This is a genomic window from Agarivorans sp. Alg241-V36 (assembly GCF_900537085.1).
Classification (GTDB): domain Bacteria; phylum Pseudomonadota; class Gammaproteobacteria; order Enterobacterales; family Celerinatantimonadaceae; genus Agarivorans.
Genome location: NZ_UNRE01000003.1, coordinates 301,954 through 326,672, shown reverse-complemented (window position 1 = coordinate 326,672; position 24,719 = coordinate 301,954). Strand labels below are relative to the sequence as shown.

At 43.4% G+C, this 24,719-nt stretch carries 28 protein-coding genes and 1 riboswitch; of the genes, 13 read left to right on the top strand and 15 right to left on the bottom strand.

The window, feature by feature from the left end; genetic code table 11:
• The first annotated feature begins 2 nt into the window (after positions 1-2).
• From G6R11_RS08890 to rnd, 4 genes are all read left to right on the top strand, one after another.
• On the top strand, positions 3-266 hold the full coding sequence (locus G6R11_RS08890) for a hypothetical protein (RefSeq protein WP_163132721.1): 264 nt from the start codon (positions 3-5) through the stop codon (positions 264-266).
• A gap of 19 nt (positions 267-285) precedes the next feature.
• Positions 286-1,119 (top strand): alpha/beta fold hydrolase, encoded by an 834-nt coding sequence (locus G6R11_RS08885; protein WP_163132720.1) that lies wholly within the window; start codon positions 286-288, stop codon positions 1,117-1,119.
• A 198-nt stretch (positions 1,120-1,317) separates the two neighbouring features.
• Positions 1,318-2,979 (top strand): long-chain-fatty-acid--CoA ligase FadD, encoded by a 1,662-nt coding sequence (fadD, locus tag G6R11_RS08880; protein ID WP_163132719.1) that lies wholly within the window; start codon positions 1,318-1,320, stop codon positions 2,977-2,979.
• Positions 2,980-3,028: 49 nt separating this feature from the next.
• Entirely contained in the window at positions 3,029-4,150 is a 1,122-nt protein-coding gene (gene rnd / locus G6R11_RS08875; protein ID WP_163132718.1) for a ribonuclease D, read from the top strand.
• On the opposite strand, the gene minE is transcribed toward rnd, so the two are convergent.
• From minE to minC, 3 genes are read right to left on the bottom strand one after another with little or no spacing between them, the layout of a single operon-like run.
• Positions 4,125-4,388 carry a cell division topological specificity factor MinE gene (gene minE / locus G6R11_RS08870; RefSeq protein ID WP_016401092.1) on the bottom strand — a complete coding sequence of 88 codons (264 nt, stop codon included), beginning with the start codon at positions 4,386-4,388 and terminating at the stop codon, positions 4,125-4,127. The genes rnd and minE overlap by 26 nt on opposite strands.
• 2 nt (positions 4,389-4,390) lie before the next feature.
• Complete coding sequence (gene minD, locus G6R11_RS08865; protein WP_163132717.1) at positions 4,391-5,203, bottom strand: septum site-determining protein MinD; 813 nt, start codon at positions 5,201-5,203, stop codon at positions 4,391-4,393.
• 30 nt (positions 5,204-5,233) lie between these two features.
• A complete protein-coding gene (gene minC, locus G6R11_RS08860) occupies positions 5,234-5,938 on the bottom strand; it encodes a septum site-determining protein MinC (protein WP_163132716.1) in 705 nt (234 codons plus the stop codon).
• Positions 5,939-6,051: 113 nt separating this feature from the next.
• Between minC and G6R11_RS08855 the strand changes: the two genes are divergently transcribed.
• Genes G6R11_RS08855 through G6R11_RS08840 form a run of 4 tightly spaced genes read left to right on the top strand, consistent with a single transcriptional unit; the run spans position 6,052 to position 8,430 of the window.
• Positions 6,052-6,336 (top strand): YcgL domain-containing protein, encoded by a 285-nt coding sequence (locus G6R11_RS08855; RefSeq protein ID WP_163132715.1) that lies wholly within the window; start codon positions 6,052-6,054, stop codon positions 6,334-6,336.
• Positions 6,337-6,349: 13 nt separating this feature from the next.
• Positions 6,350-7,315, top strand: a complete 966-nt coding sequence (locus tag G6R11_RS08850) for a lytic transglycosylase domain-containing protein (RefSeq protein WP_163132714.1) — start codon at positions 6,350-6,352, stop codon at positions 7,313-7,315.
• Position 7,316: 1 nt separating this feature from the next.
• Positions 7,317-7,982, top strand: coding sequence for a fumarylacetoacetate hydrolase family protein (locus G6R11_RS08845; RefSeq protein WP_163132713.1), 666 nt, complete (start codon positions 7,317-7,319; stop codon positions 7,980-7,982).
• Positions 7,975-8,430: a YcgN family cysteine cluster protein gene (locus tag G6R11_RS08840; protein WP_163132712.1), complete on the top strand. Its 456-nt coding sequence runs from the start codon at positions 7,975-7,977 to the stop codon at positions 8,428-8,430. The genes G6R11_RS08845 and G6R11_RS08840 overlap by 8 nt, the downstream gene beginning before the upstream one ends.
• A gap of 51 nt (positions 8,431-8,481) precedes the next feature.
• Here G6R11_RS08840 and dsbB read toward each other — a convergent pair whose 3' ends face one another.
• Entirely contained in the window at positions 8,482-8,991 is a 510-nt protein-coding gene (gene dsbB, locus G6R11_RS08835; protein WP_163132711.1) for a disulfide bond formation protein DsbB, read from the bottom strand.
• Positions 8,992-9,042: 51 nt separating this feature from the next.
• Positions 9,043-10,614 carry a Na(+)/H(+) antiporter NhaB gene (nhaB, locus tag G6R11_RS08830; protein ID WP_163132710.1) on the bottom strand — a complete coding sequence of 524 codons (1,572 nt, stop codon included), beginning with the start codon at positions 10,612-10,614 and terminating at the stop codon, positions 9,043-9,045.
• Between the two features lie 246 nt (positions 10,615-10,860).
• On the opposite strand from nhaB, the gene fadR reads away from it, so the two are divergent.
• On the top strand, positions 10,861-11,577 hold the full coding sequence (fadR, locus tag G6R11_RS08825) for a fatty acid metabolism transcriptional regulator FadR (RefSeq protein ID WP_163132709.1): 717 nt from the start codon (positions 10,861-10,863) through the stop codon (positions 11,575-11,577).
• Positions 11,578-11,627: 50 nt separating this feature from the next.
• On the opposite strand, the gene G6R11_RS08820 is transcribed toward fadR, so the two are convergent.
• The 3 genes from G6R11_RS08820 to yciH form a co-directional block, all read right to left on the bottom strand.
• The gene (locus G6R11_RS08820) at positions 11,628-11,987 is read right to left on the bottom strand and encodes a glutaredoxin (RefSeq protein WP_163132708.1); all 360 of its coding nucleotides are present in this window, start codon (positions 11,985-11,987) and stop codon (positions 11,628-11,630) included.
• A gap of 64 nt (positions 11,988-12,051) precedes the next feature.
• The gene (locus G6R11_RS08815) at positions 12,052-12,606 is read right to left on the bottom strand and encodes a TMEM165/GDT1 family protein (RefSeq protein ID WP_163132707.1); all 555 of its coding nucleotides are present in this window, start codon (positions 12,604-12,606) and stop codon (positions 12,052-12,054) included.
• Between the two features lie 7 nt (positions 12,607-12,613).
• Positions 12,614-12,795: riboswitch (yybP-ykoY riboswitch) on the bottom strand.
• Positions 12,796-12,828: 33 nt separating this feature from the next.
• A complete protein-coding gene (gene yciH, locus G6R11_RS08810) occupies positions 12,829-13,161 on the bottom strand; it encodes a stress response translation initiation inhibitor YciH (RefSeq protein WP_163132706.1) in 333 nt (110 codons plus the stop codon).
• A 201-nt stretch (positions 13,162-13,362) separates the two neighbouring features.
• Between yciH and G6R11_RS08805 the strand changes: the two genes are divergently transcribed.
• The 3 genes from G6R11_RS08805 to G6R11_RS08795 are packed head-to-tail and all read left to right on the top strand — an operon-like array spanning position 13,363 to position 16,068.
• Positions 13,363-13,590, top strand: a complete 228-nt coding sequence (locus tag G6R11_RS08805) for a FeoA family protein (protein WP_163132705.1) — start codon at positions 13,363-13,365, stop codon at positions 13,588-13,590.
• Positions 13,587-15,845, top strand: a complete 2,259-nt coding sequence (feoB, locus tag G6R11_RS08800; RefSeq protein WP_163132704.1) for a Fe(2+) transporter permease subunit FeoB — start codon at positions 13,587-13,589, stop codon at positions 15,843-15,845. The genes G6R11_RS08805 and feoB overlap by 4 nt, the downstream gene beginning before the upstream one ends.
• Complete coding sequence (locus tag G6R11_RS08795; RefSeq protein WP_163132703.1) at positions 15,826-16,068, top strand: FeoC-like transcriptional regulator; 243 nt, start codon at positions 15,826-15,828, stop codon at positions 16,066-16,068. Before feoB ends, G6R11_RS08795 begins: the two co-directional genes overlap by 20 nt.
• Before the next feature lie 81 nt (positions 16,069-16,149).
• Here G6R11_RS08795 and G6R11_RS08790 read toward each other — a convergent pair whose 3' ends face one another.
• The 4 genes from G6R11_RS08790 to nagB all read right to left on the bottom strand — a co-directional run bounded on the left by G6R11_RS08790 (position 16,150) and on the right by nagB (position 20,996).
• Entirely contained in the window at positions 16,150-17,709 is a 1,560-nt protein-coding gene (locus G6R11_RS08790; protein ID WP_163132702.1) for an EAL domain-containing protein, read from the bottom strand.
• A gap of 117 nt (positions 17,710-17,826) precedes the next feature.
• On the bottom strand, positions 17,827-19,044 hold the full coding sequence (locus G6R11_RS08785) for an ROK family protein (RefSeq protein WP_163132701.1): 1,218 nt from the start codon (positions 19,042-19,044) through the stop codon (positions 17,827-17,829).
• An 8-nt stretch (positions 19,045-19,052) separates the two neighbouring features.
• Positions 19,053-20,189 carry an N-acetylglucosamine-6-phosphate deacetylase gene (nagA, locus tag G6R11_RS08780; protein ID WP_240352428.1) on the bottom strand — a complete coding sequence of 379 codons (1,137 nt, stop codon included), beginning with the start codon at positions 20,187-20,189 and terminating at the stop codon, positions 19,053-19,055.
• 9 nt (positions 20,190-20,198) lie between these two features.
• Entirely contained in the window at positions 20,199-20,996 is a 798-nt protein-coding gene (gene nagB, locus G6R11_RS08775; RefSeq protein ID WP_163132700.1) for a glucosamine-6-phosphate deaminase, read from the bottom strand.
• 286 nt (positions 20,997-21,282) lie between these two features.
• On the opposite strand from nagB, the gene nagE reads away from it, so the two are divergent.
• Positions 21,283-22,725, top strand: coding sequence for an N-acetylglucosamine-specific PTS transporter subunit IIBC (gene nagE, locus G6R11_RS08770; protein ID WP_163132699.1), 1,443 nt, complete (start codon positions 21,283-21,285; stop codon positions 22,723-22,725).
• A gap of 84 nt (positions 22,726-22,809) precedes the next feature.
• Here the strand turns inward: nagE and G6R11_RS08765 are convergent, their stop codons facing one another.
• The 3 genes from G6R11_RS08765 to G6R11_RS08755 form a co-directional block, all read right to left on the bottom strand.
• The gene (locus G6R11_RS08765; RefSeq protein ID WP_163132698.1) at positions 22,810-23,280 is read right to left on the bottom strand and encodes a CreA family protein; all 471 of its coding nucleotides are present in this window, start codon (positions 23,278-23,280) and stop codon (positions 22,810-22,812) included.
• Positions 23,281-23,391: 111 nt separating this feature from the next.
• The gene (sigZ, locus tag G6R11_RS08760) at positions 23,392-23,934 is read right to left on the bottom strand and encodes an RNA polymerase sigma factor SigZ (RefSeq protein ID WP_163132697.1); all 543 of its coding nucleotides are present in this window, start codon (positions 23,932-23,934) and stop codon (positions 23,392-23,394) included.
• Positions 23,935-24,022: 88 nt separating this feature from the next.
• Positions 24,023-24,715: a glutathione S-transferase family protein gene (locus G6R11_RS08755; RefSeq protein ID WP_163132696.1), complete on the bottom strand. Its 693-nt coding sequence runs from the start codon at positions 24,713-24,715 to the stop codon at positions 24,023-24,025.
• Positions 24,716-24,719: the final 4 nt, after the last annotated feature.

Here is a 24,719-nt window from a genome sequence, read left to right as displayed (position 1 = left end):
GCTTGAAAATTCAGGGCCTTGGCCAGCCCATACCGCAACAGCCTAAAGTTAAACAGCCTAGTAGCAGTACCGAGTTAAGTACCGCTACCCAAGCGCCAAAAGGCGTAGTGCCGTGGGCGGTAATGGATGAAAAAAGTGTAGAAAAGCTCCGCTATGACCAAAATATTGGCAGTGGCGGAGAGGCTGTGTCTCACTATCAAGACGTTGCTAATCAGCTTAAACGCCAGCAAGTGAATGAGATGTTCGGCATCGATTTATTTGCCTAATCGCCCTTACCGATAGATTATGCTTACCAATTCCAGCCTTCCCAAAAGCCAACTCGCCTATCTAGAACAAACCAGCGATAGCCCATGTTGTTTGGTAATGTTGCACGGTTGGATGGACAACGCAGCTAGTTTTATTCCTCTAATTAACCAGTTCCCTACTAGCCACTGTATTGCCCTAGACTTTCCTGGGCATGGCCTCTCCCCGCATCGACAAGCTTACTATCACTTCGTTGATTACGTTGATGATGTATTTGCTGCTTTGGCCGAGTTAGACCTTAACAAACCTATTATTCTTGTAGGGCATTCGCTAGGTGCTTTGGTGGCTAGTTGTTTTGCGGCGGCATTTCCTGAGATCTTGATTGGATTGGTCAGTATCGATGGAATAGGGCCTTTAAGTTTAGCCAGCAGCGAAACCTCTTCTCATATGGCAAAAGCGATTCGTCAGCGTCAGCAATTGAAGCCCGCGAAAGGGTTTGCAGAATTAGAGTATGCGGTAAAGCTTCGAGCCAACACCAATGGTATTAGCCAAGAGAATAGTCGCTTGTTGGTTGAACGTGCCACCATAGAGCGTGATGGCCTTTGGTACTGGCGGCATGATGAAAAACTAAAACTTAGCTCGCCTTTACGCTTTAGTGAGCAACAGGCTAAACAAATCTGCCAATCTATCGAAAGCCCTTGTTTATTGCTTGCTGCATGTGAGCACCCGCTGTTAACAGCCGAATACATATCCCTTCGTCAGGGCTGGTTTAACAATATACATACAGAAATGCTCAGTGGTGGGCACCACCTGCATATGCAAAACCCGCGAGCTGTGGCTCAGCGACTTCAGGCTTTTATTGAAACAATTGTTTGAAGCACTTCACTGTTTTTGATCTTACACTCTACGCTTAATGTTAATATATTGTTATTTTAAACGCCGTATGAAACAATCGTTTGAAATCCTAGAGCTAAAGCTCTAAGGCCAGCAATGTCGCCAAGTGCATAATAAAATTCACAATAAACTTGGTGGGCAATTTATACTTAATGTAATTGAATTGTTTAGGAGAACTGCGTGGATAAGGTTTGGCTTAATCGATACCCTAAGGATGTTCCTGCAGAGATAGACTTAGCGCGTTATCAAACATTGCTTGATGTCTTCGAAGAAGGCGCAGCTAAACATGCCGACAGAGTCGCATTTATCAATATGGGGCAGGTGATGACCTATCGCCGCCTCGAAGAACAGTCTCGAGCCTTTGCTGCTTATCTTCAAAACGAGTTAAAGCTTAAAGCTGGCGACCGCGTAGCGATAATGATGCCCAACCTGTTGCAGTACCCCATTTGTTTATTTGGCGCGCTGCGAGCCGGCATGGTAGTGGTGAATGTTAACCCGCTATATACGCCACGCGAGTTAAAGCATCAGTTAAATGATAGTGGTGCAAAAGCCATTGTTATTGTTTCTAACTTTGCTCATATCCTTGAAGAGATCGTTGAAGAAACCGACGTAGAGCATGTAGTGTTAACCCGTCTAGGTGATCAACTATCGGCCACTAAACGCACCTTAGTGAATTTTGTGGTGAAATATGTGAAGAAAATGGTGCCCAAGTATCATTTACCACACGCCCAATCACTTCGTTACTTATTATCTAAAGGTCAGCATTTACAGTATGTTAGGCCTGAGGTTCAAAGCGAAGACTTAGCCTTTTTACAATATACCGGTGGCACAACAGGTGTGGCTAAAGGTGCCATGTTGTCACATAAAAATATGGTGGCTAACTTACTTCAAGCTTTAGGCATTGTTGGTCCTTGTTTGCGCGAAGGCCAAGAAGTGGTGGTTACCGCTTTACCGCTTTACCATATCTTCGCATTAACAGCGAACTGCATGGTGTTTTTCGCACTTGGTTGCCAAAACCTACTTATTACCAATCCTCGTGATATTCCTACCTTTACCAAAGAGCTGGCTAAAACACCATTTACCGCGATAACTGGGGTAAATACTTTATTTAATGCGCTGTTAAACCATGAGGATTTTGCCAAGTTAGATTTCTCTCGTTTACGCCTTTCATTAGGTGGTGGTATGTCGGTGCAACGCGCTGTTGCTGAGCGTTGGCAGGACGTTACCGGCTCTCGCTTAATTGAAGGTTATGGCTTAACTGAGTGTGCACCGCTGGTAACTGTGTGTCCCTACGATCTAGAAGCTTATAACGGCAGTATTGGTCTGCCTGCACCGTCTACCGATATTAAGTTGGTGGGTGAAGATGGCGACGAAGTTGCCGATGGTGAATCGGGCGAGATACTGGTTAAAGGTCCGCAGGTTATGCAAGGCTATTGGCAACGCCCAGAAGCCACTGAAGAATCTATGCCGGGAGGCTGGTTTGCAACTGGTGATATCGCCACGGTTGATGAGCAAGGCTTTTTCCATATTGTAGACCGCAAAAAAGACATGATTTTGGTATCGGGCTTTAACGTATTCCCAAATGAAGTGGAAGAAGTTGTAGCCAGCAATGCCAAAGTGTTGGAAGTGGCCGCAGTAGGCGTACCTAATGATGTAAGCGGCGAAACCGTAAAAGTATTTGTGGTTAAAAAAGATGAGTCACTCACTGAGAAGCAAATCATTGAGCATTGCCGAGAGTTTCTTACAGCATATAAGGTGCCTAAGCTAGTAGAGTTTAGAGATGAACTTCCTAAAACAAATGTGGGTAAGATCTTACGTCGAGCCTTGCGCGAAGAGGCATAAACCGTAAAATAGCTAATACTAAGATGCTTTCCACTAGGACGCCGCAATTTTGGCAGACGTAAACTTCGACATGATAGAAACAGAGGCGCAACTTGCGCCTCTGTTGCGTTTTTTAAATGAACAAGCACCAATGGTGCTCGCCATTGATACTGAATTCGTTCGTACTCGCACCTACTACGCACAACTTGGTTTACTGCAGATCTTTGACGGCCAGCAATGTTATTTAGTCGACCCGCTAAAAGTAGACATGCCACCTCTTTGGCAAGCTTTAGTTAAGCATCATTGGGTATTGCATGCCTTTAGTGAAGACTTAGAAATTATTCAGCGGGTAAGCGGTCAATTTGGCCTTAGTGTATTTGATACTCAAGTAGGCGCTGCCTTCCTTGGACATGGTATTAGTTTAGGCTACCAGCGTTTTATCGATACCGAATTAGGCATCCATATTGATAAAGGTGAATCACGCACTGATTGGCTAGCGCGGCCACTGCGTTCTTCTCAACTGGAATATGCAGCTTTAGATGTTATCTACCTATTGCCTGCTTATTTAAAGATTCAGCAACAACTTAAAGAAGAAGGGCGCTTTGAAGCCGCTTTAGAAGAGAGTGCGCGATTAGCGGCTCAGAAAAAGCGCGTGTTCAATCAAGATGAAGCTTACAAAGATATTAAAAATGCCTGGAAGCTCAATCCGCAACAACTTGCAGTTTTGCAGGTATTGGCTCGCTGGCGCGCTCAGCAAGCTGCTAGTAGAGACTTAGCGATAAATAACGTTGTTCACGGCGATAGCTTATGGAGTTTGGCGCGTTATCAGCCAAGTTCTATGGAACAACTACAACGGCTTAGTTTGCCGCCGCAAGAACTGCGGATTCATGGTCAGCGTTTATTAAAGCTCGTTAAGCAGGGGCAGCAAGTTAAAACTGTCGATTTTCCTAAGGCAATAAAACGTATTGTTGATTACCCTGATTACAAGAAAAGCATTCAAGAGTTAAAAAAGGTAGTGGCGAAAGTTGCCGAAGAGTCGGGCTTACCCGAGGATGTATTGGCCAGTAAGAAAATGCTTAATCAGTATTTATCTTGGCTCTGGAAAGAAGACCGGCAAGCAGCAGAGCTACCTTTGCTACTTACCGGTTGGCGTCAGCCTCTATTTGCTAATCACGTTGCTCAGGAAGCGTAATATTTAGCTCTAGTACACTTATATCTTCACTCTTATTGTCCAAGCTAACATTCACTTGGTCTGAGTTAATATCTACGTACTTTTTAATCACTTCTATAATGTCTTGCTTCATTGCAGGCAGGTAATCTGGCCCACTGCGTTGTCCACGTTCGTGGGCAACAATAATTTGCAGTCGTTCTTTGGCGGTTGCCGCCGTTTTAGACTGTTTTGACGTTCGAAAGTAGTCTAAAAGAGACATTGTTATCCTCCAAATATGCGGCTAAATAAGCCTTTCTTTTGTTCTTCTAAAAAGCGGAAATCTACACTTTCACCAATTAAGCGGCTTACCGCATCGTCGTAAGCTAAACCTGCATCGCTTTCAGTATCCAAAATTACTGGTTCACCAGAGTTAGAGGCTTTAAGCACAGCTGGTGATTCCGGAATCACACCCAGTAATGGAATAGCAAGAATGTCTTGCACGTCTTCAACACTTAACATGTCGCCACGATTAACCCTTTCTGGGTTGTAGCGGGTTAAAAGCAGGTGCTCTTTAACTGGCTCTTTGCCTTGTTCAGCACGTTTTGATTTGCTGGCTAACATGCCCAAAATTCGGTCTGAATCTCGAACCGAAGAAACTTCTGGGTTGGTGGTTACAATGGCTTCATCGGCGAAGTACAAGGCCATGATTGCGCCTGTTTCGATACCGGCTGGCGAATCACAAACAATGTAGTCAAAACCTTGCTCGGCTAAATCGTCTAGTACTTTTTGCACGCCTTCTTTGGTTAAAGCGTCTTTGTCGCGAGTTTGCGATGCGGGCAAAATGTATAGGTTGTCGGTGCGCTTATCTTTAATCAATGATTGATTAAGGTTTGATTCACCTTTGATTACGTTAACAAAATCGTAAACGACTCGGCGCTCACAGCCCATAATTAAATCAAGGTTACGTAAGCCAATATCAAAATCGATGATTACAGTTTTAAAACCTTTGATGGCGAGACCAGTACCAATAGCAGCACTGGAGGTTGTTTTACCTACGCCACCTTTTCCTGAGGTTACAACGATAATCTTAGCCATTATCTTTCCTTTATAAATTCGTTAACGGGGTTAACTTAAATTACCAAATACGATTTGCTGATCTTCTATTTGAATACATTGCGGCGAATCGGCATGCTCACCGATTTGCTCATGCAGCATATAAACACCAGCAATTGAAATAAGTTCTGCTTGCAAGTTTTGGCAAAAAATCTTGCTGTCTTTTCTGCCACTTGCGCCTGCGATAGCTCGGCCTCTTAACGCGCCGTAAATATGTATGTTGCCATCGGCTATTACTTCAGCGCCGTTTCCTACGGAGCCAATTACTACTAAGTCGGTATTTTGGGCATAAATTTGTTGGCCAGAACGAATTTGGCCACGAACAATTTTGCTAGGTACTATCGACGGAGCAGCTGGGGGAGTGGGGGCTTTTTCTTCTGTTGGTTTGCTCGGTTTAGCTGTTGCTTGTTGCGAGCCACTGGTCATAACTGCTAAGCCAGCAGCACGAGCTGCGGTTTTTTGCTCGGCGGTTTTACAGCCAGTTACACCCACTAATACAAAGTCTTGAGCTTCAACTATTTCTTTAAGCTGGTCAAAGTCAAAATCACTATCCACTTCACTAATATTTACTACGATAGGTGCACAATTGAAGAACTGAGGCGCTTGTGCCACCTTCTCCATAAGTTTGTTATTTAATGACGTTAAGTCATTTTTTCCTAAGTAAACGACTGAAAGGGTAAAGTTTGTCCCTTTAAACTCTATTTCCTGTCCGGACATGAACAGCGGATTCCTTTTTACATTTGTATACGAGCGATGACGCTACACCATATATTCTGATATAGTCTGCGTTTTAGCATAACCTGATCAGTGCCTAGGATACTAACATTTTCATGTTCTGTGCAGTCTATAAAAGTCTCAAAAAACAGCAAACTTATCTCTATATTGAGAAGAAAGACGATTTTTCGAAAGTTCCAGCCTCGTTAATTGAATTAATGGGCGCTAAGGAGCTAGTGATGTTGGTGCCTAAACGACCAACTAAAGATTTTGCTAGTGTAAAAATTGATGCCATAGAAGCCGCGTTTAAAGAACAAGGCTACTATTTACAAATTCCACCACCTCCAGAGAATTATCTCAAACAGCATTTGGCCGCGCAGGCTAAAGCTAAAAACCAATAGAAAGGGGACGTTAGTGAAAAAAATTATCAGTGCGGTGCTCTTCTCGGCTGCCTTCTCGTTACACGCTGAACCGGGCTTTGATAACTACGTTGAACAACTTAAATTAGAAGCGGCAGAGCAGGGGATCTCTCAGCAAACCATTGATGCTGCTTTTACTAATACTAAATTTTACCAACGAGCAGTAAAAGCAGATAAACAGCAACCTGAGTTTAAGCTTACCTTAGATACTTACTTGCCACGCGCCGTGCCTGATTGGAAGGTGCAACAAGCTCGGGCTTTGTACAAAAAGCATTATCCTTTGCTTAAAGAGATAGAAAAAAAGTATAAGGTGCAACCTCGCTTTATTATCGCCTTATGGGGTGTTGAATCTAATTTTGGTAAATTTACCGGTAACTATAATGTAGTGTCGGCGCTTTCAACCATGTCTTTTGAAGGACGTCGCGAAGCGTTTTTCAAGAAAGAATTGATGAATGCTCTTCGTATTTTAGATGACGGCCATATAGAACCGAATAAAATGAAAGGCTCTTGGGCTGGGGCAATGGGTCAGGTGCAGTTTATGCCAAGCTCTTTCCTCGCTTACGCTCAGGACTTTGACGGTGATGGTAATAGCGATATTTGGAACAATACCGCAGATGCCTTAGCCTCTGCTGCCAACTATTTAGCACAAAGTGGTTGGAGTGATGATCTCACTTGGGGTCGACAAGTTCAGCTGCCTAAAGATTATGACAGTGCTAACTCTGGATTAAAAATCACTAAAAGCTTGAGCGAATGGCAGGCTTTGGGCGTTCGTCGCTTCGATGGCAGTGATTTACCTACTCGTGATATTACAGCCTCTATCGTTCAACCTGATGATGCACAAGGCCGCGCTTATTTAGCCTACGATAATTATCGGGTGTTAATGAAGTGGAATCGTTCACACTACTTTGTAGCGGCAGTTGGCACCCTGGCAGACCGTATCTCTTACCCGCCGGTGTTTTAAGATGTATCAGCATAAAGACAGCAACGGTAAGCCAATTAAGCTTTCGCCAAGTAAAGCCGTTTGTGTTGGCCAAAACTATGTGGCACACATGCAAGAAATGGGTGGAGCGCCGGCTAAACAAGCGGTGTTTTTTAATAAGCCGCCTAGTGCCTTTGTCAGCTTTGACAAGGGTGTTGTTATACCCACAGGTTTGGGCGAGGTTCATTACGAATTAGAGCTTGCCTTACTTATTGGCAAGCCCTTAAAGAACGCAACTAAAGATGATTTGAATGATGCCGTTTGGGGTTACTCTGCGGCCTTAGATTTAACCTTACGCGATATTCAGCTAGAGCTTAAACAGCGCGGTCATCCTTGGGAGAGGGCTAAAGCCTTCGACAATAGTTGTGTGCTTAGCGCTTTTAAACCGCTTGCGTGCTTAAGCGAGCTTGATGATGTGGCTTTGCAACTAAAGCAAAACGGTGAAACTAAACAGCAGGGCAGTAGCAGCCAAATGATCCGCACAATTGAAGCCTTGCTAATTGAGGCTTCTCAGTGTTTTACCTTGCAAGCTGGTGATGTATTGCTTACTGGCACCCCTGCCGGCGTTGGTCCATTGACCATTGGTGATAAACTAGGCTTAAAAGTTGCCGATATAGAGCTAGAAACAGAGGTTGTAATTAGTGAGTGAAGTAAGATTTTGGGAAACCAAAACACTGGCGCAAATGAATGCTCAAGAGTGGGAGTCATTGTGTGATGGCTGCGGTAAGTGCTGTTTGTCGAAGTTAATTGACGAAGATACCGACGAGCTTTATTACACCAATATCGCCTGTGTATTACTTAATAGCAAAAGCTGTCGCTGCAGCGACTATGAGAACCGCTTTGCCAAAGTACCAGACTGCGTGAAAATCACTCTAGACGATATAGACGCCTTTCATTGGTTGCCGCCAAGTTGTGCTTACAAACGCTTGATTGAAGGTAAACCCTTGCCGCAGTGGCATCCACTGTTAAACAAAGGTAAAGCTTCTGAGATGCATAAGCGTGGGGCGTCAGTGCGCGGTAAAATTGTTTGTGAAAGCCAGTTAACTGGACAGTCACAAGATTACATTGTGCGCTGGCCTTTGGACGAGTGCGAATAGTTTTACTAACCAAGCCATAAAAAAGCCCGCTTGAAGCGGGCTTTTTTGTGGTTATTTTTTGCGCCATTGTAGGCCAAAAAACAACACACTTGCAGCTAAGAACACTGCAAATATCAAGATTAGCCACTGTGGCATAGACCAACCTAAAAACATCCATGAAATCTTGTCACAAAAGCCAGTTGGGTTAAATAACCAAGGAACCCATTTGTCTAAAGGAGCCCACTCTGGGAAGTTTGCGAAAAAGTCACAGGTGGCAAAAGGGTTGGGGTTCATTTGGTAGTCGGTGTGGGTAATCGCTAGTTGCAAGCCCCAAGCCGCGCTTACTATCCACATACCAAAGGCCGCAAGGCGAACAATGAGGTACTGCGGGGCCATCCAGCCGATAAGGCCTGCAAGCATTAAACCCATCATGGCTACACGTTCATAAATACACATAACGCAAGGGTCGAGCTTCATTACGTGTTGAAAAAATAAGGCACACAGTTCTAGCGATAAGCTACCTATAAAAAGCAGAAACCAAGGTTTACGTTGGTACGGCATGCTGCTTAAAAAGCTGAGCATAATCAGAAACTCCGATAAAAAAAGGCGATGCAAGCATCGCCCTTTTTAAATTTAATGTCCAGCAGAAACCGCAGACGCAGCGCCAGCAATGTGATGGCTAATCCACCCCATATCGTAGAAGTATTGGGTAGCTGGAATAAGTGCGTATTCCACACACAATAAACCTACACCTGCTAATACAAAAGTGTATGGCAAAGCCATCCAAACCATACGGCCGTATGATAAGCGGAGCAGCGGTGCTAACGACGAGGTTAACAGGAATAAGAAAGCTGCTTGACCGTTTGGCGTAGCCACCGACGGCAAGTTAGTACCGGTGTTAATCGCTACTGCTAACATGTCAAACTGGTCACGGGTAATCTGCCCTTCCAACCAAGCGGTTTTAACTTCGTTGATATAAACAGTACCTACAAACACGTTATCACTAACCATTGATAACAAACCGTTTGCTATATAGAAAGCGACTAATTGGCCTTCATCTTCAATCGATAGTACCCAGTGAATCACCGGCTTAAACAGTTCTAAATCAATGATTACCGCAACAATAGAGAAGAATACTGCTAGCAATGCAGTAAATGGCAGGGCCTCTTCAAAGGCTTTGCCCAATTGGTGCTCTTCGGTAATACCTGTAAAAGAAGTGGCAAGAATAATTACCGACAATCCAATCAAACCCACTGCGGCTAAGTGCAAGGCAAGACCAACAATTAACCAAACAGCGATAACTGCTTGAACAATTAATTTAGCGCGGTCCCGGTTAGTACGTTTTTGATCTTCGTGCTTGTCGTAGTCAGTAAGAATTTGGCGAACGTTAACTGGTAGCAAAGTGCCGTAGCCGAACTTGCCAATTTTTTCTAAGGCTACACAGGTTATTAAACCACATACTAAAACAGGTAGAGATACCGGTGCCATACGTAAGAAAAATTCGAAGAACTGCCAACCAGACTGATCTGCAATAATTAGGTTTTGTGGTTCACCTACCATAGTACATACGCCACCTAATGCGGTACCTACACCCGCATGCATCATTAGGCTTCGTAAGAATGCGCGAAAACCTTCTAAGTCATCGCTGCTTAACTCGTCACTTGTATGGTCATGTTTTTGGTTGAAATCTTTACCAGAGGCTACTCTGTGGTAGATGCTGTAGAAGCCTATCGCCACACTAATCACTACTGCAATTACGGTTAACGCGTCTAAGAAGGCAGATAAAAAGGCGCCTGCCGCACAAAAAGCCAAAGACAAGACCGCTTTGTCTTTAATCTTGATAAGCATTTTGGTGAACACAAACAACAGAAGCTGCTTCATGAAGAAGATACCGGCCACCATGAAGATCAACAGCAGCACTACTTCAAAGTTGGCTACCAGTTCATGTTTAACGGTTTCAGAAGATGTCATGCCTATTGCAACAGCTTGAATGGCTAGCAAACCACCGGGCTGAAGTGGGTAACATTTTAAGGCCATCGCAAGTGTGAAGATAAATTCGATAACTAATAACCAACCAGCGGCAAATGGGTTGATATAGAAAACGATGGGGTTAATGATTAGAAATATAACAATGGCTTTTTTATACCATAGAGGTGCATTGCCAAGAAAGTTCTTAGCAAAGGCACTGGATAGACTAGTATTCATCCTGAAATCTCATTGTTGTTCAAATGGCAGGTCGAGTTTCCCCTACGAAAACTCGAGCGCGATTGTATGTGATATCCCTTTGCTTTGGTAGTTGAACAACCGAAAATATCAAATTTATTCAAGTGTCGATAAAAATAGTCAAGAGTTTTTCAAATTTGGAGGTTTGAGCTCAAACCACTTGCTTTAGCTTTAGTTAATGGTTTGTTATTATCGATACAATAAAAACGAAAATAGACTGAGTAAAAAATGGTAATTAAAGCAAAAAGTCCAGCAGGGTTCGCAGAACAATACATCATTGAATCTATCTGGAATAACCGTTTTGCTCCTGGCACAATTTTACCCGCCGAAAGAGAACTATCTGAATTAATTGGTGTTACCCGAACCACCTTGCGCGAAGTGCTTCAGCGTTTAGCAAGAGATGGCTGGCTAACTATTCAACACGGTAAGCCCACCAAGGTGAACAACTTTTGGGAAACTGCCGGCCTCAACATACTAGAAACCTTGGCGCGCCTAGACAGTGACGGTGTGCCAGAGTTGTTTGAGCAATTGCTATCAGCAAGAACCAACATTAGCGTGATTTTTATTCGTGGTGCATTGAAAAACAACCCCGAGAAAAGTCGTCAGCTTATCGAACAATACAAACAACTTGAACAAACTGGCGAAGCTTATGCCGAGTTTGATTATCAAGTGTTGCATGGCTTAGCGTTTGCCTCTGGTAACCCTTTATATGCACTAATCTTAAATGGCTTTAGAGGCATGTATCGAAGTGTTGGTAAATACTACTTTGACGATCCGCAAGCGCGAGCCTTGGTGGATAACTTCTATCAAGAATTGATTGCTTTGGCTGACAGTGGCGAACACGATAAAGCCCTGCAGGTTGTACGTAGTTACGGTATTGCGACCAGCGAAGTATGGAAGCGTCTGCGCGAAATAATGCCAAGCGATATTATGGAAATTGATTAAGGCTTAGCAGCTAATAGTAAAAAGCTCCGCAATGCGGAGCTTTTTTGATTTTAAGCTACCTTGGCTTCTAGGTAGTTTATGATGTCGTTAGACTCGTACAACCATTCGACTTCGTCACCGTTTTCAATGCGCAGGCAAGGCACTTTTCTTGAACCGCCTTGAGCCACCAATTCTTCTAGATATTTTGGCTGCGCTTTAATATCGCGTAAACCAATACTTAAACTATTGCGCTTCATAGACCGGCGTACTTTTACGCAAAACGGGCAGGCTGGTAGCTGGTAAAGGTGTAAACCTTGAGTTTTTTTATCAATTACAGCTTGTTCTTCAGCGCTTCTTTTTACGCCCTTTGGGGAAAATACTGCATTTAGTAACAATATAATGCGGCCTAAAATCCAACGAACTAGTTTCATTATTACAACCTTACTAACAATTTGTGGCAGAGTTTAACACAATCAGCCTCAAGCAAAAGAGCTACTAAAATACCAGTGTGGTAATGCCCAGCGCTAAGAATAAAATAGCGGTAACTCGGTGAATTAAGCTCATCGGCAGTTTCTCAACGCCAAGCTTACCTAGCAATACCACTGGAACATTGGCTAAACACATACCAATAGTTGTACCGGTAATCACCATCAGCATCGAGTCATACTTGGCCGCTAGTATCACAGTCGCAACCTGAGTTTTGTCGCCAATTTCAGCGATAAAAAACAAAATCAACGAGGCTAAGAAGGGACCATATTTGAGTAGTTTACTGTCATCTTCATCAAGCTTGTCTGGCACCAATACCCAAAGTGCCATTGCTATAAATGAGATGCCAATTAGCCAACGTAATACTTCTGGGTTAAACCATTGCTGCACTAATGAGCCAAACCAAGCAGCTGCAGCATGGTTAAGTAAAGTGGCGATAATGATGCCAGCAATAATGGGTAAGGGTTTACGAAATTTGCAAGCCAGCAAAAGTGCTAGTAGTTGGGTTTTGTCGCCTATTTCGGCAATAGCAACGGCGGTAATTGAAGTAAATAAAGCTTCCATTGGATTTCTTATATGAGGCGAGCAGATAAACCAATGCACACAACGCTGCTCACCTCTTTATGGCGTTAATGTGCATTTGGTCTTGCTAGGCCAATAAAGGCTGCATTTACCATAGTGATGAGCACTAAGTATGTTGATAAATGCCCCATACCTTATTGATATGGGCAGCTACTCCCCAAAAGCGCGCTGAATATACCCAAGTGCCTTATAAAAGGCAATGGTTTAGCCGCCGATGCGTTTGGTTTTGTAATCTCGCTGTTTAAGCCAAGCTTCTAGCTTGTCGCGTTGGTCGCCTTGGATTTCGATAACATAATCTTTAACGCTACCACCAACGCCGCAGTGTTTTTTCATCTCTTTACATAAGGTCTTAAGTTCAGCTTCTGCTAAACCAAAGCCAGTTAAGCAGGTAACGCCTTTGCCTTTTCTGCCTTTAGTTTCTCTACGCAGTTTAATAAAACCGTCTGCTTCAGGCACTTGTTCGGCTTGTTGCTCTGGTTCAATGCGGCCTTGGTCTGTTGAGTAAACCAGTTGCGAAAGTTGGTCTTTGAATGACATCTTCAATCTACCTTATACATATGTTGCGCTGATGGTAGCGTATTTAATGAGGAGGTTTCAAAAAATAGCCTTAAAAATTTCTCACAAAAAAAACAAGCTATGCAAATGCCTTTGATTTAGATCAACACGGAACAGTGATGTGTGTCGCACAATGAAATCAAATGAAAATCATTATTATTTAGACTTAGGTATGGAGGTTCCATGTCATTGGATGAAATAGCCACTGGTCAAAAGGCCCAAATATTGAGCCTGAAGGGCTTACCCCGAGCAATGCGCAAAAAGCTTATGTCATTGGGTATTTTGCCCAATACTACCTTAACCATTATTAGGCGTGCTCCACTTGGGGACCCAATTCAAGTTTCTGCACCTGGAATTAACCTTGCGCTAAGTAATGGCCAAGCCAAAGCGATTGAGGTGGATAGTCTATGAACAAACATATGATAGCCACCGTAGGAAATCCTAATAGCGGTAAAAGTACCTTGTTTAACGCTTTAACCGGCAGTAAGCAAAAAGTAGGCAATTTTAGTGGGATTACCGTAGACAAAAAGTCTGGGTGGATCCGCCAAGCTGATTGGCAAGCAGAAGTTGTAGACTTACCGGGCGTATACAACATTGATCCTCAGCTAGATAAAAGCTCATTAGATGAGCGAATAGCTTGTGAGTTCTTGCAATCTGAGCCGCTCGACCTTGTGATTAATGTCATTGATGCCAGCGCAGTAGAGCGTAGCCTGTATTTAAGCATTCAGCTTAAAGAGCTTGGCTTACCAGTGGTTCTGGTTCTTAATAAAATGGACACTGCAAAAGCTAAGCTACTTAATATTAAAGTGAAGCAGTTTAGTGAGCAGTTTAAGTTGCCTGTTGTATGTTTGTCAGCCACCTCTAAAAAGCAAGTGAATGACTTTAAGCGCAATCTACCTAAGTTAATGGAACAAGCGCAGCAAGCGCCAGCGTTAAGCCTAGAATACACACCTGAGATTGAAGCCTTTAGCTCCGAGTGGCAGCAAAAGCTTAGTTTAAATAAAGGCCAGATTCTTCGCTTAATTGAGCATGACCCATGGTTAAACGAGCAGTTAGAACCCGATTTACAGCTAGAGGTGAACCAAGCGCTAGGCCAATTCTCGACGACGGACGTTGACTTGGAACTTGCCGACAGCCGCTATAGCTTTATTTACCAACTTACCCAAAGTTGTATCAGTAAAAAAGGCCAGTTAAGCCGCGACTATTCTGAGCTATTAGATAAAGTATTGCTTAACCGTTGGATAGGCATTCCAGCCTTTTTAGGTGTTATGTACCTGATGTTTATGTTCGCCATTAATGGTGGTGCAGTGTTTATCGACTTTTTCGATATTACCGCTGGTACTATTTTTGTTGATGGTGTGAGCGAACTATTGGCCGGTATTGGTGCGCCAGAATGGGCGACCATTGTATTGGCCAGTGGAGTGGGGGTAGGCATACAAACCGTGGCCACCTTTATTCCGGTGATCGCGTGTTTGTATTTATTCTTAGCCTTGCTAGAAAGCTCTGGTTACTTAGCGCGCGCAGCTTTCGTTGTAGACCGCGCCATGCAGGTTATCGGTTTACCCGGTAAAGCCTTTGTGCCAATGCTTATGGGTTTTGGCTGTACAGTGCCAGCTATTATGGCCACCCGAGTATTAGAAAAGCACCGTGAACGAGTGCTAACCTCAGCCATGAGTCCGTTTATGTCTTGTGGTGCGCGTTTGCCGGTATATGCTTTGTTTGTGGCAGCATTTTTCCCAGAGCAAGGCCAGAATATGGTTTTTGCTCTGTACATTGTGGGCATCATCGCCGCTATTATTACTGGCTTGCTGCTTAAGTACACTCTACTACCTGGCACTGCTCAGGACTCAGTACTTGAACTGCCAGACTACCAGTTCCCAACAGTGTTTGGGGTATTGCTACTTACTTGGCAAAAAGTGCGAGGCTTTATAGTTGGCGCGGGCAAAACCATTGTTCTAGTGGTAGCGATATTAAGTGTTCTTAACCACGTAGGGACCGGCGGTGAGTTGGATGCTGAAGGTCAAGAGCACTCAATTTTAGCTCGAGCTAGTCAATTTGTTACACCGGTATTTAGCCCAATGGGCATTGAGCAAGACAACTGGCCCGCCACTGTAGGTATTGTAACCGGCCTGTTTGCCAAAGAAGCAGTAATTGGCACCTTAAACAGCCTTTATGCCGACCCAAATGAAGAGGCCGAAGCGTGGACTTATCTAGGGCGTTTCCAAGAGGCTGGGCAAAGCATCATCGATAACTTCAACGATCTTGATTATGGCGACCCGCTGGGCATTGCCATTGAAGAAGCTGAGGATTTAACCAGCGCTGCAGAAATCAACGAAGTAGATGTTGGCACAATGTCGCAGTTATCACAGCACTTTAGCCAAGCATCGGCAGTATCCTTCATGTTGTTTATTTTGCTCTACATGCCTTGTGCAGCGGCAATGGGCGCTTTGGTTAAAGAGCTTGGGCTTAAATGGGCAAGGTTAATTGGAGTATGGTCTACCTTACTCGCTTACTGCACCTCGACTATTTACTATCAAGCGGCTACTTGGCAGCAAGCACCTATGTCATCCAGTGTGTTGTTAGTGGCTATGGTGATTGTATTAAGTGTTTGGGTACTGTTTTTAAAGCGTCAAAAGGCAGAGCACTATGATACTACAAGCGCTTAGAAGCTATATTGAAGAAAACCCTGGCGTGTTACTAAATCAAGTTGCTAAGCATTTTTCGCTTAGTGATGACGCCGCCCTTGCTATGCTGCAACCTTGGGTGAAACGCCATAAGCTGCGAGTTGTAAAATTAGGTTCATGCAATAAAGGCTGTGGTTGTAGTGCTAGTGAAGAGCAGTGGCAGCTTTACTGGCAAAACGATAACGCTATTGGCGTAACTTGCTAAGTCGACAAATAGAAAGACTAATCAGAAAAGGACAGCAAACCGCTGTCCTTTTTCATGTTTGGAGTGTAGTCGGCAAAACTATCAGAGCTTGGGCGAGGAGCCTTCGTCAGGTTTATTAGTGCGTTGATAGGCTTCTATAAATTTTTCTACCGACATTGGCTTGCCAAACATCCAGCCTTGGCCATATTCAACACCTAGATCTTCTAGCACTTTGCTTTGCATAATGTTTTCTATGCCTTCTGCAATCACTTTTAAATCTGATTTATGCGCAATATCTACCATGTGCGGCACCAGTGAAGAGCGGATAGAGCCAGCTTCCAAATCGAATACAAAGCTCTTGTCTATTTTTAAGTATTGGCAGCGAAAACTTTTGAGTTGTGCAAGATTAGAGTAGCCGGTACCAAAGTCGTCAATGGCTACTTCAAAACCTTGTTTGATGACTCGGTTAATATTTTGGTTGGCGACTAAGCTGTCTAGCTGCAAATCTTCAGTTATCTCTAGAGTGATATTACCCGAGAAATCTTTTATCTCCTGCAGGTTTTTTAACTCGTCGATGTTGTTGTTTTCAACGTCGTTAGGAAAAATATTAAAGCTAATTTTGCAATCATTTCGGATTGCACCCGTGGCCTGTAAGTCCTTCAGCGCATTCTTCATCACTAATAAAGTAAACGGCCAAGTGAGTTTTAAGGCGCGGATCTCACCAATAAATTGGTCTGGATAAAGTTCGCCATGCGGATCCTTAAAGCGTGCTAATACCTCACCGCCAATCACTCGTTTAGTTTTTAAGTCCACCAATGGCTGAACTTGATAATAAAAATACTGTTTACGTAAACCTCGACGTAGTCGAGAGTTGGTGCTGCTGTGGCGTTTAAATAATGATTCAGAGCCGATGCTAGCTAAGATTCCAAAGGCTAGGCTGAATAAAATCGAGAAGACCAGAAACCAGGCTTTGTTTTTAATTAGGGTGTAATTGTAAAGGCTAAGAGCGATACAAAAATCGTAGTTTTCGCTGCAGCGGTGGAAGTAGTGATAGTTGTCGGTGACTTCCTCATAAACCAAGGTGCCGGTGTCTTTATAAATGCCTTGGGTGCCGGTGAGATGAATGGCATTTTCTTTTCTATCTGACACTAGTTCCCATTGATTATCACCATATTCGAGCGGCGCAAAGGTACTGTTATCAATTACAACATTAAAGTTGCCCCGGCGAATTACCACACCTGAATGCAGGTAATCAAAGATGATGAGCTGCGTATTAAGCCAAATATCAAAACCTAGAGAGGTAGAAAAAGACGGAGGGTCTAAAGTTACCGGCTCTTTGAGTAAGCCGCCAACACTGGTACAAAGGAGTCGCTCGTCTTTTAATAAGCCTACATCACGTATATAACTGCTTAAGTATACTGTTTGGCGCATTTTAGTGAGAGAGGCTTCACTGCAATCATTTATATCTAGCTTTTCTAGGTCGTCTAAAGCTTGAAGGGAGTCGTAAATAACTGTTTGAGTGAGGGTAATGGTATTGTGGGCGTAGCGGCGTTGGCTTTCACTAATATCTGCTGAGAGCAGCATAAAGGCGATGTAAACCATCAGAGCGCAGGTGAAAAAACCGCTGCTGATTACAACGGTTCGAGGTGAGAATATCCGCATTAAGCAATCCTTTTGCATAGACCTCACAAGTAAAGCATAAAAATATCAATCATTCCTATGCTTTACAGTGTTTTAAGTTCCAGTTTGCTGATTAGTTGCTGCGCTACATTCTTTTGCTTATTCCGGCTTTTGATTGATTAAGCGGATCAATAAGCTGCCGTCGAGCAGGGCTCGCTTAACTAGCGCTAGGCCACCAATGGTAGGGTTGTTTTGAAAGTGTGCCGCCTGCACGGGCAAGTCATCGGCAAAAGAGCTTAAGGCTTGATGCTGAATACATTGCTTAATGGTGGGTACTAAAATTTCTTCAGCAGCCATTATTTCACCGGCTAAGACAATTTTTTGCGGGTGAAATAAGTTAATCGCGATAGCAATGCTGCTGCCTAATACTGTGGCGACGCGTTGCAGTACTTGGCGGCATAACATGTCACCTTGCTTAGCAGCAAAACATACGTCTTCAATGTTAAAGCCCGTTTGAAGAATGCTGGGGCTGCCTTGCTCAATTAGCTCCCGCAAACGCGCTACAATGGCAGTGTTAGAGACAATAGTTTCGAGACAACCCACATTGCCACACTGGCACTTTTTGCCTAATGGATCTACTTGAATATGGCCAATTTCGCCAACATCGCGGTGTTGGCTCATAAATACTTGGCCATTAACAATGATGCCCGCGCTAGTGCCGCTATGCACTGTTATGAGTATCGAATCTAAACAGTCTTTGGTCGCGCCAAAATAGTGTTCTGCTAGTGCCATTGCGCGAGTATCGTTACCGATATAAGCAGGTAAGCCGAAGCGGCTCTCGATCATTTCACCTAGCGGGCAATCACGTAGTTGGTAGTGTGGGGTATAAACTACGATACCTTCTCCAGGATTAACTAAACCAGACAAGGTTACTGCTACGGCGATAAGTTGTTTTTGTTCGCTAACATGTTGTGAAATGAAACCAGCGATTTTGTCTAGTAGCTCTTTGGTTAACGGATCTTGCTCAAGCTCGTTTACCGACAATTTGTCGTGGGCATGAGATATACCGCTTAAGTCAAATAGCGAGATATCTAAAGCTCCACGACCCAATCGTACCGAGATAAAGAAGTAACTGCCTTGTTCTGCCATTAAAGAGATAGCGCGGCGCCCTCCGGTAGAGGCCTGTTGGGCTACTTCTTTAACTAAACCGGTTGCTAGCAGTTGGCGAGTGATTTTAGTCACGCTGGCAGGCGCTAGCTGGCTTTGCTCTGCAATTTTTACCCGCGAGATTGGCCCTTGTTGGTCAATCATGCCGTATACTGCAGCAGTATTTACTTGCTTAACTTTATCTACATTTACGATTAATTTATCATTCATTTTTTTGATTAAAACTGAGTCAATTGGCCGTCGCTAATTGCAAGGGTGACATTAAAATCTTGATCAAAAGCGGTTAAGTTTGCGGCGTAACCTGCCTTGATTCTGCCTAAGTCTTGATCCCTGTTAATTGCGGTTGCTGGGTACAAAGAAGCCATTCTTAAACTATCTCGAAGAGATAAACCTACTGATTGTACGCAGTTTTTTACTGCTTCAATCATGGTTAAAGCAGAACCGCCGAGTGTACCATCATCGCCAAAGCAAATCCCATCTTGAACTGTGATCTTACGTCCAACAAAATCAAAGCTGCTTATATCGGCACCAGCTGCTGCGGTTGCGTCACTAACTAAGCACAGTTTGTGGCGCAATAAGCGTTTCGCTATTCGCACGTTGGCGTTAGAGACGTGGTGTCCATCTACGATGATGCCAGCATAGAGATTGTGGTCAAAAATCGCGCCTACAACACCAGGCTCTCGTCCGGTCATTGGGCTCATGGCATTAAACAGGTGAGTGGCAAAGCCAGCGCCTGCTTCTATAGCTTCACTGGCTTGCTGGTAGTTGGCGTTGGTATGGCCTAAAGAGACTAATATTCCGGCTTCTTTAAGGGCCGCGATGCTAGATAGTTCAACTTGCTCTGGTGCAAGGGTAACTTTTTTTACTGCGTCATGATTGTCGAGTAAAAAGCGCAAGCGTTGTTGGTTGAGTTGGCGAATCAGCTTTTCGCTATGAATGCCTTTCTTATCAACACTTAAGTAGGGGCCCTCTAAGTGAAGACCTAAATTAACAGTGCCGTGGTGTTGGCTATGTTCTCTAGATACAGCAACAGCTTGCTCCATTTCCTGATCATTGGTGGTGATAAGGGTAGGCATAAAGTTAGTCGCGCCACTTCTTAAATTAGTTTGATGCATGCGATCTAAGTTAGCGCTAGTAAAGTCGCCATTGAGCATCACTCCACCGCAGCCGTTTAGCTGTAGGTCGATAAAACCTGGGCAAAGTACCGAGCCATTTAAGTCTATGCTGTTAATTTGTGGTGATACTTGCTGATTAGGCACCACCGAACTGATTTTGTTGTTCTCAATAAGCACTGAATAGCCGTTAAGTAATTCACTACCATCAAATACTAATGCATTGGTTAGGGCGTACATCATTGGCTAATCCTAAATGTTCTTAATGTTTTCAGCTTCCAGCTCATGAAAGTAACGTACTGTTTTTACTTTCAATTCCATAGTGGAAGGTTGGTCACATACTATCATCGCTTTAGGATGAAGTTGTAGGGCAGAAATAGTCCAAAGATGATTCACGCTGCCTTCTACAGCGGCTTCTAGTGCTTGGGCTTTGTTGTGTCCGGTCACCAATATGAGTATTTCTTCGGAATCAAGTAGGGTTCCAACTCCAACGGTGAGCGCCAGTTTTGGCACTTGTTCTAAGTTGTCGAAGAAGCGTGAATTTACCATGCGGGTATCTTCAGTCAGTGTTTTAACCCGTGTTCTAGAGGCCAAAGACGAAGCCGGTTCGTTAAAAGCAATGTGGCCGTCTACACCAACACCACCCATAAATAAGTTTATTTTTCCGTATTGCTTAATTTTTGCTTCGTATCTGGCGCACTCTGCTTCTAGGTCTTCTGCGTTTCCATCAAGCAAGTTAATGTTTTCTGCGGGGATGTCTATGTGTGAGAAAAAGTTGTTATGCATAAAGCTGTAGTAGCTTTCGGGGTGGTCGCTGGGGATCCCGACATATTCATCCATATTAAAAGTAACAACGTGTTCAAAACTTAACTCGCCTTGCTTATGTAACTCAATTAAGTGTTGGTAGGTGGCTAGCGGAGTACCGCCGGTTGGGCAACCTAATACAAATGGTCGTTCAGCGGTAGGCTTGTAAGACTTAATTTTCTCCGCGATATAAAGGGCAGACCATTGTCCCACTTGGGTTTTGTCGAGTAGGGGTATTAATCTCATGATAGTTCTCCACTAAATTTAGGCTTAGTTTAGCAATTTAATTCTCTTTGAAAAATAAGTTTTCGTTTAAGTGTGACTAAAAGCACTTTTTAGCCGGATTTCTTTGGGCTTTTGTCACACTTTTGCGGTTCTTTATTTGCGTGTGAATTTTTATTATTTACACTGCGAATTAAGTTCTTGGTGGAACATTAATCAACACAACGCTTAGAAATGACCACCAAGGTCGAATTGGCAAATGCTACTGGAAAATTGAATTTGGTTATTAATAACCATAATGAGGGATACTATGTTTAGCTATTTACAAAAAATTGGTCGAGCCTTAATGGTGCCCGTTGCAGTGCTACCTGCTGCGGCCATTTTAATGGGAATAGGGTACTGGATCGATCCAAACGGATGGGGCGGCAATAGCGCCTTAGCGGCATTTTTAATTAAGTCTGGTGCTGCCATTATCGATAATATGTCGGTATTGTTCGCCATTGGTATTGCTTATGGTATGTCTCGTGATAAAGACGGTGCAGCTGCGTTAGCCGGCTTTATTGGTTATATGGTGATTACCACTTTGCTTTCGCCTGGCGCGGTAGAGCAAATTGGCTTAGTCACATTAAATGAATCAAGCACACTGGCTTTCTCAAAAATTGAAAACCAATTTGTTGGTATTATTAGCGGTATTATGGCGGCCGAGCTGTATAACCGCTTCTATCAAGTTGAACTGCATAAAGCCTTGTCGTTTTTTAGCGGCAAACGTCTTGTTCCTATTCTTACCTCGGTAGCGGGTATCGCGGTTGCCTTTGTATTGATGTACATCTGGCCACTTATTTTTGGCGGCTTAGTTAGCTTTGGTGAAAGTATCACGGGTATGGGCTCGGTGGGTGCTGGTATCTATGGCTTCTTTAACCGTTTGCTAATCCCTGTTGGCTTGCACCATGCACTTAATGCAGTGTTCTGGTTTGATATGGCTGGCATTAATGACTTAGGTAAATTCTTAAGTGTTGCTTCGGATGCTGTACCGGGCGAAACAGGCCGCTACATGGCTGGCTTCTTCCCAATCATGATGTTTGGTTTACCAGGCGCTGCCTTGGCGATTTACCACACTGCTAAAGCAGAAAACAAAGCTAAAGTAGCCTCAATTATGATTGCTGCTGCTACGGCCTCATTCTTTACCGGCGTAACTGAGCCGCTTGAGTTTGCCTTTATGTTCGTAGCCCCAGTGCTGTATGTTGTACACGCTTTACTTACCGGTATCTCGGTATTTATCGCAGCATCGATGCAATGGATGGCAGGCTTTGGATTTAGCGCAGGCTTGGTTGACATGGTGCTTTCTTCACGTAATCCGCTTGCTACCAACTGGTACATGTTGATTCCACAAGGTTTAGTATTCTTTGCTGTTTACTACTTTGTTTTCAAAACAATGATCATCAAAATGAACCTAAAAACACCGGGTCGTGAAGATGCTTCAGAAGAAGAAACAATCTTAAGCGTTGGTGGCTCGCATAGCGATACAGCTGATTTAGTACTTACCATGTTGGGTGGAACCGACAACGTAGTATTAGTAGATAACTGCGCTACACGCCTTCGTTTGGAAGTGAAAGATAGTGACCAAGTAAACGTAAGTGAATTGAAGAAACATGTTCCAGGAGTGATCGTTCCTAGTAAAACGGCGGTTCAAGTGGTGATTGGTCCGCACGTAGAATTTGTTGCTAATGAGCTTAAATTGCTAGCGGCGAAATAATGACAAGAGCTTAACTGTTGATAGTGCTGTAATACTTGGCCCTCTTACTAAGAGGGCTTTTTTTGTTTAAACGCCATTATGTCGCTACTGGTTAACACTATCCGCGCTGCTATAGGCTTTGGTTCCCCATAAAGGTACTGTAGATAAACTGTGTTTATAGCTGCCAGAGGTTTCTTTGGTTGAATAAGACAAGTACATCAAGGTCTGCGATTCGGCGTCGAAGATGCGTCTAATTTTTAAAGATTTAAAAAGAATGCTTTTGGACTTTTTAAAAACAACTTCACCTGATTTAGACATATCAATGTTGGCTAACATAGCTGAGGTTATTTCGCCGGTTTGGCGACAGGATATAGACATATCACTGGGATCTGCAAAGTCTAGATCTGCTTCAACGTTGGCGATGTGACAAGTCACTCCGTCGATTAAAGGATCCTTTAATACACTTATTTTGATGTCTTTGGTGGTAAGTAAACCTAGAGAGACATCGGCGACTTCATTACTATCGCAAGCAACTAAAAAGCTGCTTGCGAATAGAATGCTAAGGATCTTGTTCATAGAATCACTTCATAAATTTTAACGGGGTTACAGTATCTTCATACGCTACTAAGCTTGAACGTATTTAGCAAATATCATTAAGGTATGCTCTAGCTATTGATTTAATCTGTTTTAGCAGTCTTTGCATGTGGTTTCTTTACGCTGATATTCAACCAGTCGTCCCTGTGAATCGAGGGTGAACTGGCAACAAGATTGAAATAGTTTAAGCACTTCTAAGCGCGCTTTTTGTACTCGAGATTTCAAGGTTGAATAATTCATCTCATGTTGTTTGGCATAATCTTTTTGAGATACGCCTTCTAGCTCAATGCTCATCAGCATTTGAGCCTCTTCGTCGGGTAGGGCGTAAATAAAAGGGGACATACACTGACTAAGCTGTTGGTGAATATTGCTTTCATCTTGGTTATACCAAAGCTGATCTTGCTGCAGTGCTTTGCTTTTACCCTGCTGGCGATAAAAGTCGATAATACTGTTATTGGCGATTTGAAACAGCCAAGGTTTCACCTTAGTGGCATCTTTCAATTGGCTGATGTGCTGGTAGGTTTTAAGCAGTATCTCTTGTAGCACATCATCTACGTCGGCAGCATCACTCAAGTTGGCATGCAAAAAGGCTTTTAAACTATCACTGTATTGTTGCCATACTGATTCTAAGTTCATCGATTTTACTTAATGCTGGTAGAGGTAACAGACTTGCTATTAGCCTAGTATAAAAGCCAATAGCAAGCGTGAAGTTATAGCAAAGCACTTAGCAGCAAGAACTTACACCGCAGCTTGGCGCAGCAGCATTGCTATTGCCCCCTAAATAGGTATTGGTGAGGTAAAAGTTGCTGAATTTTTCTTCAAAGTCTTCGGCAACTGTTTTGCTCACTAAATCTGTAGCCATTAAGTTGTTTTGCCAAGCTTGCATTTTCGGTAAGCCACACAAAAAGTCAAAGCCAGTTTTTTGTTTAACAATATGCGCTCGGTGTAACAAGGGCAGCCAGGCAACGTCCACTTTACCTAAGTGATTGGCGCCAAAAAATAGGCTGGTGCCTGATAGCTTTTGTTCCGCTTTAGCGAAGGCTTTTATCAAGTTTTCACTTCGTTGTTCAAAATCTTCTTTGGTTTTGCTACCCATGGTGCCGCATTGGCTTAAATAGTGTTTACTGGCCAAGTAACTCCACGCTCGGTCTAAGGCACGTTGCTCGTTACTAAGCTTATCGTTTAGAGGGCCGTATTCATCTTCAATGTATTCAATAATGGCATCTGATTCAAACAGCGCAGTGTTGTTATCTGTCACTAGAACGGGAACTTGCCCATTAGGTGAAATATCTAAAAACCACTGGGGTTTGTCTTTTAAACTGATGTACTCAATTTGGTAGGCAATACCCTTGGCTTCTAGTGCTGCGGTTACACGCTGAACAAAAGGGCATATTTTAAAGCTAACAATTTTAATCATTTCA

Coding starts and splice junctions, on each gene's coding strand:
- G6R11_RS08885 (WP_163132720.1), top strand. CDS start 286: ATGCTTACCAATTCCAGCCTTCCCAAAAGCCAACTCGCCTATCTAGAA.
- minE (WP_016401092.1), bottom strand. CDS start 4,388: ATGTCTCTTTTAGACTACTTTCGAACGTCAAAACAGTCTAAAACGGCG.
- minD (WP_163132717.1), bottom strand. CDS start 5,203: ATGGCTAAGATTATCGTTGTAACCTCAGGAAAAGGTGGCGTAGGTAAA.
- minC (WP_163132716.1), bottom strand. CDS start 5,938: ATGTCCGGACAGGAAATAGAGTTTAAAGGGACAAACTTTACCCTTTCA.
- G6R11_RS08855 (WP_163132715.1), top strand. CDS start 6,052: ATGTTCTGTGCAGTCTATAAAAGTCTCAAAAAACAGCAAACTTATCTC.
- G6R11_RS08845 (WP_163132713.1), top strand. CDS start 7,317: ATGTATCAGCATAAAGACAGCAACGGTAAGCCAATTAAGCTTTCGCCA.
- dsbB (WP_163132711.1), bottom strand. CDS start 8,991: ATGCTCAGCTTTTTAAGCAGCATGCCGTACCAACGTAAACCTTGGTTT.
- nhaB (WP_163132710.1), bottom strand. CDS start 10,614: ATGAATACTAGTCTATCCAGTGCCTTTGCTAAGAACTTTCTTGGCAAT.
- fadR (WP_163132709.1), top strand. CDS start 10,861: ATGGTAATTAAAGCAAAAAGTCCAGCAGGGTTCGCAGAACAATACATC.
- G6R11_RS08820 (WP_163132708.1), bottom strand. CDS start 11,987: ATGAAACTAGTTCGTTGGATTTTAGGCCGCATTATATTGTTACTAAAT.
- G6R11_RS08815 (WP_163132707.1), bottom strand. CDS start 12,606: ATGGAAGCTTTATTTACTTCAATTACCGCCGTTGCTATTGCCGAAATA.
- yciH (WP_163132706.1), bottom strand. CDS start 13,161: ATGTCATTCAAAGACCAACTTTCGCAACTGGTTTACTCAACAGACCAA.
- G6R11_RS08805 (WP_163132705.1), top strand. CDS start 13,363: ATGTCATTGGATGAAATAGCCACTGGTCAAAAGGCCCAAATATTGAGC.
- feoB (WP_163132704.1), top strand. CDS start 13,587: ATGAACAAACATATGATAGCCACCGTAGGAAATCCTAATAGCGGTAAA.
- G6R11_RS08795 (WP_163132703.1), top strand. CDS start 15,826: ATGATACTACAAGCGCTTAGAAGCTATATTGAAGAAAACCCTGGCGTG.
- G6R11_RS08790 (WP_163132702.1), bottom strand. CDS start 17,709: ATGCGGATATTCTCACCTCGAACCGTTGTAATCAGCAGCGGTTTTTTC.
- G6R11_RS08785 (WP_163132701.1), bottom strand. CDS start 19,044: ATGAATGATAAATTAATCGTAAATGTAGATAAAGTTAAGCAAGTAAAT.
- nagA (WP_240352428.1), bottom strand. CDS start 20,189: ATGATGTACGCCCTAACCAATGCATTAGTATTTGATGGTAGTGAATTA.
- nagB (WP_163132700.1), bottom strand. CDS start 20,996: ATGAGATTAATACCCCTACTCGACAAAACCCAAGTGGGACAATGGTCT.
- nagE (WP_163132699.1), top strand. CDS start 21,283: ATGTTTAGCTATTTACAAAAAATTGGTCGAGCCTTAATGGTGCCCGTT.
- G6R11_RS08765 (WP_163132698.1), bottom strand. CDS start 23,280: ATGAACAAGATCCTTAGCATTCTATTCGCAAGCAGCTTTTTAGTTGCT.
- sigZ (WP_163132697.1), bottom strand. CDS start 23,934: ATGAACTTAGAATCAGTATGGCAACAATACAGTGATAGTTTAAAAGCC.
- G6R11_RS08755 (WP_163132696.1), bottom strand. CDS start 24,715: ATGATTAAAATTGTTAGCTTTAAAATATGCCCTTTTGTTCAGCGTGTA.